Here is a 12,786-nt window from a genome sequence, read left to right on the forward strand (position 1 = left end):
GGCCGATATACAGAGAGCTACAGCATTTTTTTTAAAGCGGGGGTGATGAGCGGCTGCCAGTATGTCCACTTGTGATCCCCGTCGAAAGCTTTGAAATCGTAGTTTGTCTGCTTTTCTTCAAGCAATTCTTTTAATTGCTCATTTGGACCGGTGAAATCCAAAATTTGATCATCAGTCGTTTTGACGGCGGTTTCTTTCTCTCCGATTTGGTGGCAAATTGAAATAAGCTGCAGGGAATCGGACTGTTTCACTTTATCGAGAACATGGCGGTCGACATAAGGTGACTGCATAATGACGTTTCCGAACATATTCGGATAGTCAAGCGCCGTCATGAGGGAAACCGTTCCTCCGAGCGAGTCTCCGATCAGCGTCCTGCCTGATCCGACTTGGTATGTCGGGTACTCACTGTCGGCGAAAGGGACGAGTTCATTTGCCAAAAAACGTTTATACGCTTCGAATTTTGACCCTTCCGGATGGTATGTAAGCCTTCTTTCCTGTACGTTTTTGTACGGAATGCCGATGATGATGCTTCTTTCGATTTCGCCGTTCGCCAGCAGTTCTTCCACCTGTCTGCTGATGCGCCCGAGGCGGAAATAGTCATGTCCATCCTGTGCGATGATCACATGATATTTGTAAAGCGGCGAGAAGGATGACGGCAAATAGACGAGAAGCTCCATTTCCTCGCCGAGCTCTTCCGAAAAAAGCTTCTTCTCCTGAATGACTCCTGTTTTCATAGCCAAGATGAATTCCTCCAGAAATAATGTTTGTGAACGTTTCCATTCATTTTAACACGAAATTCTCTTGTGAAAGAAGCGAAAAGGGCTGCCGAACTGTTCGGCAGCCGTGATTTTTTATGTCCGTTTTTTTTCGTACCAGGGCGTTGACGGTCTATCCGGAGGGTATCCGCAGCGTTCGCGGTACATTTTTCTTTCCTCTGTGAAATCCCACCAGCTTTTAGCGCTTTCGGGATCGTTGGCGTAATGGACGATGCATCGCAGCGCATCTTCTGCACAAGGATCTTCCCAGTAGCCTTTCAGTTTTTCGAGGCGGATGATCAAATCCGCACCTGATTCATGCTTGATGTCGCCAAGGGAATAGTAGCCCAGGTCAACGGCGCACTGCGCCATTTTCGGCCCGATGGAAGGAGCGGTTTGAAACTGGGCGAGCGCCTTGATGTATGCGGCGCGCTCCAAAGACGAACCGAGCGTATGTGCAAGGACGGACAGATCCATATATGCCGTGTTTTTTATTTTTACCTTGGCTGTCCTTAAGTTTGACCGTTCTTTTTTTGTCAGAGGCAGCTTCATATGAACACCTTTTAAAGATACAGATCGAACATGTTGACGTCATAGCCGAGCTGTTTTAAATAATTAAACAGCTGGGCCCTGTGATGGAAGACGTGGGTGAGCGTTTCCGTCAGCCAGCGGCTTTGGGTCATCCCTTCATCAAGGTAAAACGGCTTTGTTTTTTTCGTCAAAAATTCCTCGTCGGAGAGGGAAGTCATATACGTTTGAAAAGCGGCGAATCCTTTCTGCATAGCTTCAGCCATTTGGTCAGCCGACTGCAATGCACTATACTTCTTTTCAATTCGGGAGATGGCGGCCTCTTCCTTTTCCTGCATGATAGCCATGTCGGCTTCTGGGATGGCCGTCAGATGGCTTGCCAGTTCTTTCAGGCTTCGCATGCGGTCGGCGGGCCGGTAAGACCAGTCAGATTCCTTCACTTTTTTCAGAAGATGACACGTGGAGCGGATGCCCGTCTCCATCTCGTGGAACAAATCGCTCCGCAGGGCTTGAACTTGCTTCATTTGCTTCATCCTTTACATTTTGCTTTATTCTAAAAGTATCACCTAATCCTGACAGGCTTTGTCACGATTCTTAAAAAAAGTCAGTCGTACCTTGCTAAAATGTCAGCAGCCTTCCGTTTCAGCTGAAGCTTGATTTCTGCGGGTTCTTTGACAGTTGCCTCAGTGCCGAGGTTCCACAAAAGTTCCCCGAAATACTCAAGTTCTGGTCTGGGGAGGTTTGCATCGATCGCCCCCGTTCCGTCATCCCGCATGGTGAGGATCTTGAATAAGTCCACATCAGCCGCAGCCCGCCTGGCTCCTCTGCGTGTCAGTTCCGCTTGCAGCCGCACCGGTTCAGGGCACTCGCTCTCCGAATGTTTGATCCAGCTGAGAACCGATGGATAGGGAAGCTGGCGGGCCAGCGGGCTGGCCGCTTTTTCCGCCCGAAGGATGCGGTCGGCGCGGAACAGTCTGAACGCCTGCCTTTTAAAGCAATAGGCCGGACAGTACCAGAAGCCGTTCCAGCTGAACAAGCCGATGGGCTGGATGGATCTCTCCGCGCAATCGTCTGTTCCGTCATAAACGACCGTCAAAACGGATTGATTGATGGCTGCATCAAGAAGCGTTTCTAAATGTTCGGCGGCTTTTGGACGATGCGGATTCCAGAACACGATTCTGTCTTTCATCGCATCAATCCGCTCCTGTGTTTCCACGGGAAGGTGGCGGTAGAACTTTTTTAAAACCATCCGCGTTTCCGCATCAAAGGGAAGCGATCCGAAAAACTGCAGAGATTGATACGCGAAAAACATAGCCGCCGCCTCTGATTGTGTAAAAAAGAGCGGCGGAAGCACAGGTTCATTCAGCAAATAATAGCCTCCGTTCGCGCCTGTTTCAGAATAGATCGGGACGCCGAGCGCGCTCAGCTCGTCCAGATCGCGGAGAATCGTGCGGTAGGAAACCCCGAATTCTGCTGCGAGCTCCCCGGCCGTAAATTTTCGTTTTGTATGAACGGTCATCATCAATTCGATTAATCGCTCTGTTTTTGGCATCTGATTCCTCCGGTTCCGTCGTTTGGTTTCATCATACCATGTTCAATATGAGGAAAGATTTAAAAATGACCCTTGAAAAATGTCTTGACTTAGGTTAAAGTAAAGAACAATCAGAAAATTGAAGAGATTCTTATCACGAGAGGTGGAGGGACTGGCCCTTTGAAACCTCAGCAACCGGTCTGCACTGACGATGTCAGTGTACCAAGGTGCTAAATCCAGCAAGCAGATGCTTGGAAGATAAGAAGAAGCGCATAATCCCCCTTCTTCTTATGAAGAAGGGGTTTTTTATTTTTAAAAGGATGGTGTCATATGACTGAACATGTACAAACAACGCTGGCGCAAATCGGCAACCGCAGTGATGAAATAACGGGAACTGTCAATCCTCCCGTTTATTTCTCTTCTGCGTACAGGCACAAAGGGATCGGGGAATCCACAGGGTTTGATTACATTCGCACAAAAAATCCGACAAGACAGCTTGTTGAAGATGCAATCGCGAAACTCGAAGGGGGAACGCGCGGCTTTGCGTTCAGTTCCGGTATGGCTGCCATTCAGACGATCATGGCTCTGTTTCAAAGCGGGGATGAGCTCATCGTTTCGTCCGATTTATATGGGGGAACGTACCGCCTTTTTGAAAACGAATGGAAGAAATACGGACTTCGCTTTTTCTACGACGATTTTTCAGACGAAGACTGTATCAAGTCGAAAATCACGAACAATACAAAGGCACTGTTTGTAGAAACGCCGACAAATCCGCTCATGCAGGAAGCTGATATTCAAAAAATCGCGCAAATCGCTAAAGAGCACGACTTGCTGCTCATTGTTGACAATACGTTCTATACACCGGTTCTGCAAAAGCCGATTGAGCTCGGCGCTGATCTTGTCATTCACAGCGCGACGAAGTATTTGGGCGGTCATAACGATCTTTTGGCGGGGCTTGTCGTTGCAAAAGGCGAAGAGCTGTCTGAGGAAATGTTCCAGCACCAAAACGCCATCGGCGCGGTTTTATCGCCGTTCGATTCATGGCTCTTAATGAGAGGGATGAAGACGCTCGCTCTCAGGATGAGACAGCATCAGGAAAACGCGCGGGAACTTGCGGCCTTTTTGGAAGAGCAGGAGGAAATTGCCGATGTTCTTTATCCGGGAAAAGGCGGCATGCTGTCATTCCGCGTTCAAAAAGAAGAATGGGTTAATCCGTTGCTGAAAAATCTCAAGACGATCTGTTTCGCCGAAAGCCTCGGCGGAGTCGAAAGCTTCATCACCTATCCGGCGACACAGACCCATATGGATATCCCGGAAGACATCCGAATTGCAAACGGCGTCTGCAACAGACTTCTGCGCTTTTCAGTCGGAATCGAACACGTCTCCGATTTAAAGCAGGATCTAAAAGCTGCGCTGGAAAAAGTAAAAGGGGAGGCGGTTCCGCATGAGTCATGAAAACTGGACGCTTGAAACAAGGCTTGTTCATAACCAAAATAAAACGGACGGAGCAACCGGAGCCGTCAGCGTGCCGATCCAGCACGCATCAACCTTTCATCAAGATTCTTTTGACAAATTCGGCGAATATGACTACAGCCGGTCAGGCACACCGACAAGAACGTCGCTTGAAGACACGATAGCCGAGCTTGAGGGAGGGACGAGGGGATTTGCTTTTTCATCCGGAATGGCCGCGATTTCCACCGCCTTTCTGCTTTTGTCAAAGGGCGATCACGTGCTTGTCACAAAAGATGTGTACGGCGGCACTTACCGGATGATTACGGAAGTGCTGAGCCGCTTCGGGATTGAACATACTTTCGTCGATATGACGGATTTAAATGAAATTGCTTTAAACATAAAGGAAAATACAAAAGTCATCTACCTTGAAACACCGTCAAATCCGACGCTCGGCATTACGGATATCAGAGGCGTCGTCAAGCTTGCCAAGGCGCACGGCTGTCTGACGTTTCTTGACAACACGTTTATGACCCCGGCGCTGCAGCGGCCGCTCGAGCTCGGCGTCGATATTGTGCTTCACAGCGCGACGAAGTTTTTAAGCGGACACAGCGACGTATTATCAGGCCTTGCCGTCGTGAAAGACAAAAAGCTCGGAGAAGAACTCTATAAGCTGCAAAATTCGTTCGGCGCTGTTCTCGGCGTCCAAGACTGCTGGCTTGTGCTGAGAGGGCTGAAGACGCTCCAAGTGCGGCTTGAAAAAGCAAGCAGGACGGCTCAGCAGCTCGCCGAATTTTTCGAAAAACATCCGGCCGTCAAACAAGTGTATTATCCAGGGCTGTCTTCGCATCCGGGTGCATCGATCCACAAACACCAGGCGAACGGCGCAGGTGCGGTCCTTTCTTTTGAACTTGAGGATGCGGAAGCCGTCAAACAGGTTGTGGAAAATGTCTCTCTCCCTGTCTTCGCCGTCAGTCTTGGAGCTGTGGAGTCGATCCTTTCTTATCCGGCAAAAATGTCGCACGCCGCCATGCCGAAGGAGGAGCGCACAAAACGGGGCATTACCGACGGACTTCTGCGCTTGAGCGTCGGGGTCGAAAATGCCGATGATTTACAGGCGGACTTTGCCCAAGCGTTGGAAGCCGTATCCGGAGCGCTTGCCCGTTCATAAAAGAAGGCGCGGATTCGTCAAGGAATCCGTGCCTTTTTTTGCCATTTATAACAGGGTGGAAAACCATGTGCCCAAGAAGGTGCCGACATAATTGCCGATCAGATATCCGAACGTCCCGACCAGCATTACGGGAGCAACGAGGCCCCGCCAGCCTTTGGCAATCGCCATCGCCGCCGCTGTCGTCGGTCCGCCGACAGATGCGTTGCAAGCCAAGAGAATTTCATCGAGCCGAAAACGAAACAGCTTTCCGCAGAAGAGCGATACGAGCAGGTTGGACATGGCAATCACAAAGACAAATGCCAGGAGGAGCGGGGCGTTCATGAGGATGATCCGCAAATCCGCCGGAATGCCAATCACGACAAAGAATAAGTAAATCAAATAAGTCCCGATCTCCTGTGAGCCGCGCAGCCGTTCAAAATAGCGGGGAAACACTACCGTCAGCAAAATTGTCAGCGTCGTCAGCAGCAGGAACTGGTCGCCCAGAATAAAGGCAAGAAACTGAAATCCTCCGTCAGAAGAAAAACGTTCCTTGAAAAAAGCCGCTGCTTTTACAGACACAGCAACGATCGCAAAGGCGGTTCCGATGTTTAAAGCGATGTCCTGCAAGGAGATGTCTTTTCTCTTCCAATAGGCTTCCGCCTGATTTTCGCGGCCGCCCGCCACTTCCTGAACGCCGAAGCGTTTTTGAAACCATGTTAGCGCCGGTATCCCCATTAAAATGAAAAAAAGAAAAGCCATCATAAAATTATCCGCAACCACCGTCGATGATACATACTCACCGGGAGTTGAGAACTTGGCGGCCATCGCTGCAAAATTCACGCCTCCCCCGATATAAGAGGCGCTGATCATGCCGCCGATTTTATCAAGGTGCGGAATCTGATCCTTAAACAGAAAAAAAGCAATGACGCTTCCGGCCGCAGTGCCCAGCGCGCTGATGCAAAACATCATCAAAAGTCTGCCGCTTTCTTTCAGGATCTTCCGCACATTGATTTGAAAAAGCAGCAAAGGTATCGCAAGCGGAACAACATAGGACCACACCGCATCATAGACGGGCGACTCGGCCGGAAGAATCCCCGCATTCGTAAACAGCATTGATCCGCCCAGCGCCAGTACAGCCCCCGATACTGCCGCAGCCCAGCGATACCGCTGCTCCAAATAAATACTCACCGCCGCCCACACCGCAATAAACCCCCAAAGCATCCATGCATCATCCGCTGAAATGAGTGAAGAATTCATTATATTCCCCCTATTCTCATCCTATATTTTTAATTATCAGATAATTAAATAGTGTAAAACGGAATGTCCAATTGATCAATCACGAAAAAATAGTCACCATGTTGACAAAATTAACGAGTAAGAGTATTGTATATTCGTCAGCATGTTGACTATATTCAAAGGAGAGAACAAATGGATACCAACAGCTTAATCAACGAATTACATTTGATGCAGCAAAGCTATGCGACATTGTTTTCAGTTGTCAATAAGGTGCAAACCGCAGGTGACGAATACATGGAAATATTAACTTCGAGGCAACACATGGCACTCATCGCCATCGCGCATTTGCCGACTGAAACTGCCACGCTTACGAATATCTCCAAAAAGCTTGGCACAACCAAACAGACCGCCAACAAGCTGATGACAGGTCTGATCAAAAAAGGTTATGTTAAATCAGTGCCAAATCAAAAAGACAAACGCTCTATTAATATTGAAATGACCGCTGAAGGAAAGAAAGCGCTGGTGGATTGTTCCGAAAGGTCCGTCTATTTCTTGGCTGACTTGTTTCAGCAGTTTACTGCCGAAGAGGTTGCGACATTTTGGCGGCTGCTGCAAAAGCTTTACCGTTTTGACGGTGAAGAACAAGACGGTTTTGAGGAGAATGCAAACATTCAGCTTGGCGTAGGAAATTCATTAGATACAGAAAAGATTCTCGAAAAATTTGAGAAACGCCGCTACGGAGGAGAAAATGATGAAAAATAATCTTTATGTAAAAGCAACAACTTTTAAAATCAAAGGAAAGGAGAAGCTCTATCATGCAAAAGATAAATTCCTGCAGACAAAGGAAACCATTCGCCGCGGCACAAAATTAGACAGGACAGGACCCTTTTTCTCAAGCTGCATTGCTCTGATCATCATTGGATATTCCTGGGGGACAAAGGCGGAATGGCTCGTCTGGTTAGGGGCGGCAAGTCTTTTGAGCAACGTTTTATTGCTGTTTGCAACATTTTTTCGCCGAAATCAAAAATCGATTTGACATTCGTTTGTGCTGGGGCTAATGAGTCGCACCGTAGATCAATGAGTGACTTGCGAAAAGGATGTTGAAACTTATTAGAATTGTAGACTAGCGATTTCAAAGACAAGAAGCAGTCTTGTCTTTTTTTAGTTGAAACCTCTTATTTCCATATGCGTATAAAGAAAGGGAGGTGGAAAAGTGAAACAGAAAAAAAGAGAACAACTTGTTAACCTGTTTAGTGTGTTAAATGAAAAAAAGCAGATCAACGCGGCGGTATTAGTCGCTGAAGACGGAGACATTCTTTTTCAAGGCGCCTTCGGTTATGCAAACTTGGCAGATAAGCGTTTATTGCAGGAGGATTCCTTATTTGAATTAGCATCGCTATCCAAGCCGTTCACTGCTTTGGGCATCCTTCAATTAGCACAGCAAGGGGTATTGAATATTGAGGATCCCGTAGAACGGTGGATAACCGGATTTCCTTATCAAGGCATAACGATTCACGATTTGTTGACACATACGTCGGGTCTGCCCGATTATATGGAGTGGTTTTTACAACATTGGGATCATAACAAGATTGCTGTTAATCAAGATATCGTTGATATGCTGATGAATCATCAGCCGCAACGCTATTTTGCCCCGGGTGAAGGTTGGCTGTACAGCAATACGGGATATGTGCTGCTTGCGGTTATTATTGAAAAGGCATCCGGTCTGAGTTTTGCCGAATATATGAAAAAAAATATCTTTGAACCGGTGGAAATGCTGAACTCAAGGGTGTATAACAGAAGGCTTCAACCTGAAACCATTGAGAACTATGCGTATGGATATGTGTATGACGTGCATACAGAACAGTACGTTCTGCCTGATGATGTTGAAGAAACAAAATATGTCTCCTATCTTGACGGGGTTCAGGGGGACGGAACCGTAAACTCAACCATTCATGACTTATATTTGTTTGACCAGGCCTTATATACAGATTGTTTGATCAATCAAGTCTCAAAAGAGCTTGCTTTTACTCCCGCGTCTCTGAAAAACGGAGAGTCTGTAGATTACGGGTGTGGATGGGTGCTTCGGGACAGTCCTGAAACAGGGCGAATTGTCGGTCACAGCGGCGGCTGGCCAGGCTATTCAACCGTAATGATCCGATATATCGATCAACGAAAAACCTTCATTTATTTGAGCAATGTGGAACAGGATGATGAATATGAACAGGCCATCTTTGAAGCCGTTGAAAATATCCTGTTTGACAAGGCCTACAAAATCCCTGATCGCCCTGCCGATAAAAAGAAAAAAGAGATCGATCCGGCCATTTACAAAAGATATGTCGGAAGTTATTCACTTCAGGATGGCACCGCCGCTGATGTGACAGTTGATAAAGAACGGCTTTATATGCAAATCACCGGACAGATCCGTTTTGAATTATTTCCAGCCTCGGAAACGCGCTTTTTCCTCAGGTCATTGTCTGTTGAAGTGGAATTTATTTTGGAGGATGGTGTGGTCACCCGCTTGATTATTTATCAAAATGGCGCAGAGGAAGAAGCGGTGCGGATAGTGGAATCAAGCAGCAAGGTATGAACGTTGTTTGTCATGAAGAAAATTAATCGTTCGAAGTTGTGGGGATATCAGCCTGGCTGAATTTCTGATGCCATCTATAAGGAGGTTCATGAGGCTGAACAAATTTAATTTTATAAAAAATAGTCATCATGAGTTTTATGAGTTAAAAGAAAACGATCTAATAAAAGCGGAAGATAGACTTGGTTTCCGATTTCCTAAAGAACTCAGAGAATTTTATTTAGAAATTGGGTACGGGTTTATAAGAGGGAATAAAAGTGCAATAAACAGATTTTTAGACCCCGCTACTATCGCAGATATCACTTTAAGGGAAGATATTTACGAATTTGACCCTGATTTAGATGATATATATGAAGATGAAGACAGGCTTGTTTTTTATGAGGTAAATGAAGGTGTATATTTAACGCTTGATTTAAATGATACCGATAAGTCATCGGTATTCTTTTTTGATAAAAAAATAGCTGACTCTATAGAGGGATTTATCAAAAAAGTTGATCAAAATGATCGATACTTTGAAGATATGGAAGATTGAACATTTTTTTGGATGGAGTTCTTGCAAAGCTGGACTGCTAAAATAACAGAAAAAACCGAGCAGAAAAATATCTGCTCGGTTTAAAAACTAATACCTCGGCCATCCTTTGGAATCCCAGTATAAATCATTAATCAGCAGCTTAGGCGCTCCATTGTCAAGCGCATCATAACCATGTCTGACGATGATGTTGCCGTTCACGATATCTGCGCCGCCCGGGCCCTTCCATTGGTCGTTTCCGGAGTCGAGGATTGTGCCTCCGCCTTCCGTCATTTTCTTGCCGCTTTTGTCATAGTAAGGTCCCGTAATTTTTGTTGAGCGGCCGTAAGCGATTTTATACGTGCTGTTCACACCTTGACAGCATTTATCGAACGAAACGAATAAATAATAGTAGCCGTTTTTATATGTGATAGACGGCGCTTCAACCGCTCCGCCATGGCTCGGCCTTGATGCGATCGAATAAACCTTCCCTGTAGGTTTCATTGTTTTTTTATCAAGCTTTGTCAGCTTGATGCCGCTCCAAAACGAGCCGAAGGACAGCCACGGATTTCCTTCTTTATCAATGACTAACTCAGGGTCGATCGCATTATAATTGTTCGAGGTCGTCGTCCGGGTGACAAGCCCGTCGTCGCGCCAATTTCCGGAAGAGATCCGGTCTGTTGAAGCCAGTCCGATCGCCGAAGTATTGGAGCCGAACGCGGATATCGCATAATAAAGCCAATAGCGACCATTGTAATAGCTGATATCAGGCGCCCATTGGTTTTTTTCATGGTTTGGCACGTACTTTTTCCACCATGATAATGGAGTTGTAAAAATACTTGGCGCTGGGCTCCACGTTTTTCCGTCTGTCGATTTGATGACGCGGATTCCATTGCCGATACCAGTACCGAATGTATACCATGTATTTCCTTCTTTAATCATGGAAGGATCATGAATAACGTTGTCTCCTTTTGTATCCCAAAAAGCCGCTGATGTTGGTTCAGCCGCCGAGAAAATAAGCAGAAAAAATAAAATAAAACCAGAAATGATAGTCTTAGCCACAGTTGTTCTCCTTTCAAATTTCGATGTCTTTAACATTCGGCCCTCACTTTTGTGAAATATTTCCCAACAAGACGAACTTTATTTTAGCAGGGATTGGCTGTCTCTCAATCAGCCAAAGGACTTGTTTTCTAGTCCTAAAATAAAACGAAAAAACCAGAAAATATCCATATTAAAAAAACAATCACCTAAAAGTCATTTCATCGTCTGAATGTTAATGGGATGATGTAATTATTTTGGCTCATATTGGAACATTTTACGTTGGGCCAATTATCAAAAACTTTGAGATGTTCGTGGAGAAAATAAAAAGCGTTGGAAAAAGAAGCACGGTCTCCCCTCGAATATTTTCATTAGCCCCGGAAGGTGAATGACTCTTTTAGTTGATTTAGTGGGGTGAAATTGATAATATGAATTTGAAGATAGACTGTCAAAATAATGCATCACAAAAGACCACAGGCGCGTCATCTACGTACGGTTTATTAAACGTTCAGGTGTATTATTTCTATAAGAAATGCATAAAATAAAAAAGACCCGACTGCGCCAACAGTCGAGTCGAGTGTACAAAGCGGCCCAACAAGGGCTTGGCTCAGCCATTTTAAAATAGACTTTCCCTATGAACTTTACCAGGGCTCAAGGGAAGTCTATTTTTCTTTCTTCGACAACACGGCAATTAACATGCCAAAAGCAATCATTAACGAGATTGTTTCGAATGTCGTCATAAGCATCACCCCCTTTCATAGGGGATGAGCCAGCTTCCCTTGAGTGAGCCGAAACGTTGTACAAAGAATATTTTACCATACCTCTTTCAAACACTGAGGCTGTTTTTTGATGTTGAGGCGGGATAGAGGAGAATTAAATAAAACGAAACACAAAAACGGCAGGAATTCCATTGGAAATCCTGCCGTTTCGATTTGGTATGATTCCGACTGGGCTCGAACCAGCGACCTCTACCCTGTCAAGGTAGCGCTCTCCCAGCTGAGCTACGGAATCATGATATGTAACACTGGGTATTTGTTTTGCTGACAAGTTCTATTATATGCAGATTAGGTGGATTCGTCAACAGTTTTTTTGATTTTTTTTGAGAACTGGGAAAGAGTCTTGCAGGCTCTCGCACGTTATGAAAAAATTGGCTTATATAGACATCGAACGGGAGCGGAGATTGAATGGATCTGATATTTAAAAGCATTGATAGTATTTTAATTGTCGTTTTAGCCATTTTTTTCATTTGGAAATTCGTTTATGAAATCAGACATGAGAAGCGGAGCGCTGTGATTTTGCTTTTGCTGCTCATCAATGTCTACTTTATTGCAAAAGTGTTTAATCTAGTGCTGCATTTAATGTAGCGAATATAAAATCCAGTCAAGGAGATCAAACCAATGAAGACAGAAAAGCAAAAAATGCTGGACGGAGAGCTTTATCATGCTTCTGATCCGGTTTTGCGCGATGACAGACTCAAGGCGCGCAAAATGACGAATGAATTCAACCGCTCAAACGAAATTGACGATAATAAAAGGACCAAGCTGATCAAAGAGCTGTTTGGTTCAACTGGGGAAACGATCCACATCGAACCGTCGTTTCGCTGTGATTACGGCTTTAACATACATGTCGGGGAAAATTTCTTCGCCAATTTTGACTGTGTTTTCCTCGATGTATGCGAAATCCGGATAGGCGATCATTGTATGCTCGGACCGGGTGTCCATATTTATACGGCGTCCCATCCGCTCGATCCGTCCGAAAGGATAAGCGGTGCGGAGTACGGAATACCTGTCATCATCGGCCGGAACGTTTGGATTGGCGGCGGCGCGGTCATCAATCCCGGCGTCAAGGTCGGCGACAATGCAGTGATAGCTTCCGGAGCCGTCGTCACAAAAGATGTCCCGGATAATGCCATCGTCGGCGGGAATCCGGCGAAAATCATTAAATACGTTGATAGCAAAAACACCAATTCTATGTAATTGGTGTTTTTATTTTGCCATAGACGCGGTA

15 protein-coding genes, 1 tRNA gene and 1 riboswitch are annotated in these 12,786 nt (G+C 45.8%); of the genes, 8 read left to right on the plus strand and 8 right to left on the minus strand.

Going from position 1 to position 12,786, the window contains the following annotated elements; all coding sequences use genetic code 11:
• Positions 1 to 17: 17 nt before the first annotated feature.
• From MKY62_RS06470 to MKY62_RS06485, 4 genes are all read right to left on the minus strand, one after another.
• The gene (locus tag MKY62_RS06470) at positions 18 to 740 is read right to left on the minus strand and encodes an esterase family protein (protein WP_003180731.1); all 723 of its coding nucleotides are present in this window, start codon (positions 738 to 740) and stop codon (positions 18 to 20) included.
• Positions 741 to 851: 111 nt separating this feature from the next.
• The gene (locus MKY62_RS06475) at positions 852 to 1,307 is read right to left on the minus strand and encodes a helix-hairpin-helix domain-containing protein (RefSeq protein WP_003180732.1); all 456 of its coding nucleotides are present in this window, start codon (positions 1,305 to 1,307) and stop codon (positions 852 to 854) included.
• 11 nt (positions 1,308 to 1,318) lie between these two features.
• Positions 1,319 to 1,807, minus strand: coding sequence for a DinB family protein (locus MKY62_RS06480; RefSeq protein ID WP_003180734.1), 489 nt, complete (start codon positions 1,805 to 1,807; stop codon positions 1,319 to 1,321).
• 80 nt (positions 1,808 to 1,887) lie between these two features.
• Positions 1,888 to 2,835 (minus strand): YafY family protein, encoded by a 948-nt coding sequence (locus tag MKY62_RS06485; protein WP_003180735.1) that lies wholly within the window; start codon positions 2,833 to 2,835, stop codon positions 1,888 to 1,890.
• Positions 2,836 to 2,962: 127 nt separating this feature from the next.
• A riboswitch (SAM riboswitch) is annotated at positions 2,963 to 3,079 on the plus strand.
• Positions 3,080 to 3,144: 65 nt separating this feature from the next.
• Here MKY62_RS06485 and MKY62_RS06490 point away from each other — a divergent pair.
• On the plus strand, positions 3,145 to 4,269 hold the full coding sequence (locus MKY62_RS06490) for a methionine biosynthesis PLP-dependent protein (RefSeq protein ID WP_003180736.1): 1,125 nt from the start codon (positions 3,145 to 3,147) through the stop codon (positions 4,267 to 4,269).
• A complete protein-coding gene (metC, locus tag MKY62_RS06495; RefSeq protein WP_003180737.1) occupies positions 4,259 to 5,434 on the plus strand; it encodes a cystathionine beta-lyase in 1,176 nt (391 codons plus the stop codon). The genes MKY62_RS06490 and metC overlap by 11 nt, the downstream gene beginning before the upstream one ends.
• 45 nt (positions 5,435 to 5,479) lie before the next feature.
• Here the strand turns inward: metC and MKY62_RS06500 are convergent, their stop codons facing one another.
• Positions 5,480 to 6,670, minus strand: a complete 1,191-nt coding sequence (locus MKY62_RS06500; RefSeq protein WP_003180739.1) for a DUF819 family protein — start codon at positions 6,668 to 6,670, stop codon at positions 5,480 to 5,482.
• Between the two features lie 171 nt (positions 6,671 to 6,841).
• Between MKY62_RS06500 and MKY62_RS06505 the strand changes: the two genes are divergently transcribed.
• The 4 genes from MKY62_RS06505 to MKY62_RS06520 all read left to right on the plus strand — a co-directional run bounded on the left by MKY62_RS06505 (position 6,842) and on the right by MKY62_RS06520 (position 9,765).
• The gene (locus MKY62_RS06505; protein WP_003180741.1) at positions 6,842 to 7,411 is read left to right on the plus strand and encodes a MarR family transcriptional regulator; all 570 of its coding nucleotides are present in this window, start codon (positions 6,842 to 6,844) and stop codon (positions 7,409 to 7,411) included.
• Positions 7,401 to 7,685, plus strand: coding sequence for a hypothetical protein (locus MKY62_RS06510; RefSeq protein ID WP_003180743.1), 285 nt, complete (start codon positions 7,401 to 7,403; stop codon positions 7,683 to 7,685). The genes MKY62_RS06505 and MKY62_RS06510 overlap by 11 nt, the downstream gene beginning before the upstream one ends.
• 177 nt (positions 7,686 to 7,862) lie before the next feature.
• On the plus strand, positions 7,863 to 9,236 hold the full coding sequence (locus MKY62_RS06515) for a serine hydrolase (RefSeq protein WP_003180744.1): 1,374 nt from the start codon (positions 7,863 to 7,865) through the stop codon (positions 9,234 to 9,236).
• Positions 9,237 to 9,330: 94 nt separating this feature from the next.
• Entirely contained in the window at positions 9,331 to 9,765 is a 435-nt protein-coding gene (locus MKY62_RS06520; RefSeq protein ID WP_035334158.1) for an SMI1/KNR4 family protein, read from the plus strand.
• Between the two features lie 87 nt (positions 9,766 to 9,852).
• On the opposite strand, the gene MKY62_RS06525 is transcribed toward MKY62_RS06520, so the two are convergent.
• The 3 genes from MKY62_RS06525 to MKY62_RS06535 all read right to left on the minus strand — a co-directional run bounded on the left by MKY62_RS06525 (position 9,853) and on the right by MKY62_RS06535 (position 11,790).
• On the minus strand, positions 9,853 to 10,839 hold the full coding sequence (locus MKY62_RS06525; RefSeq protein ID WP_003180748.1) for a glycoside hydrolase family 43 protein: 987 nt from the start codon (positions 10,837 to 10,839) through the stop codon (positions 9,853 to 9,855).
• 602 nt (positions 10,840 to 11,441) lie between these two features.
• Entirely contained in the window at positions 11,442 to 11,525 is an 84-nt protein-coding gene (locus MKY62_RS06530) for a putative holin-like toxin (RefSeq protein ID WP_016885898.1), read from the minus strand.
• Between the two features lie 192 nt (positions 11,526 to 11,717).
• Positions 11,718 to 11,790: transfer RNA gene (locus tag MKY62_RS06535), tRNA-Val, on the minus strand.
• Positions 11,791 to 11,963: 173 nt separating this feature from the next.
• Between MKY62_RS06535 and MKY62_RS06540 the strand changes: the two genes are divergently transcribed.
• Entirely contained in the window at positions 11,964 to 12,143 is a 180-nt protein-coding gene (locus MKY62_RS06540) for a hypothetical protein (protein ID WP_003180752.1), read from the plus strand.
• Between the two features lie 33 nt (positions 12,144 to 12,176).
• Positions 12,177 to 12,755, plus strand: a complete 579-nt coding sequence (locus MKY62_RS06545) for a maltose acetyltransferase domain-containing protein (RefSeq protein WP_003180754.1) — start codon at positions 12,177 to 12,179, stop codon at positions 12,753 to 12,755.
• Positions 12,756 to 12,786: the final 31 nt, after the last annotated feature.

It is taken from the genome of Bacillus sp. FSL R7-0646, assembly GCF_037969865.1.
Lineage (GTDB): Bacteria > Bacillota > Bacilli > Bacillales > Bacillaceae > Bacillus > Bacillus licheniformis.

Coding starts and splice junctions, on each gene's coding strand:
- MKY62_RS06475 (WP_003180732.1), bottom strand. CDS start 1,307: ATGAAGCTGCCTCTGACAAAAAAAGAACGGTCAAACTTAAGGACAGCC.
- MKY62_RS06480 (WP_003180734.1), bottom strand. CDS start 1,807: ATGAAGCAAGTTCAAGCCCTGCGGAGCGATTTGTTCCACGAGATGGAG.
- MKY62_RS06485 (WP_003180735.1), bottom strand. CDS start 2,835: ATGCCAAAAACAGAGCGATTAATCGAATTGATGATGACCGTTCATACA.
- MKY62_RS06490 (WP_003180736.1), top strand. CDS start 3,145: ATGACTGAACATGTACAAACAACGCTGGCGCAAATCGGCAACCGCAGT.
- metC (WP_003180737.1), top strand. CDS start 4,259: ATGAGTCATGAAAACTGGACGCTTGAAACAAGGCTTGTTCATAACCAA.
- MKY62_RS06500 (WP_003180739.1), bottom strand. CDS start 6,670: ATGAATTCTTCACTCATTTCAGCGGATGATGCATGGATGCTTTGGGGG.
- MKY62_RS06505 (WP_003180741.1), top strand. CDS start 6,842: ATGGATACCAACAGCTTAATCAACGAATTACATTTGATGCAGCAAAGC.
- MKY62_RS06510 (WP_003180743.1), top strand. CDS start 7,401: ATGAAAAATAATCTTTATGTAAAAGCAACAACTTTTAAAATCAAAGGA.
- MKY62_RS06525 (WP_003180748.1), bottom strand. CDS start 10,839: ATGTTAAAGACATCGAAATTTGAAAGGAGAACAACTGTGGCTAAGACT.
- MKY62_RS06530 (WP_016885898.1), bottom strand. CDS start 11,525: ATGCTTATGACGACATTCGAAACAATCTCGTTAATGATTGCTTTTGGC.
- MKY62_RS06540 (WP_003180752.1), top strand. CDS start 11,964: ATGGATCTGATATTTAAAAGCATTGATAGTATTTTAATTGTCGTTTTA.
- MKY62_RS06545 (WP_003180754.1), top strand. CDS start 12,177: ATGAAGACAGAAAAGCAAAAAATGCTGGACGGAGAGCTTTATCATGCT.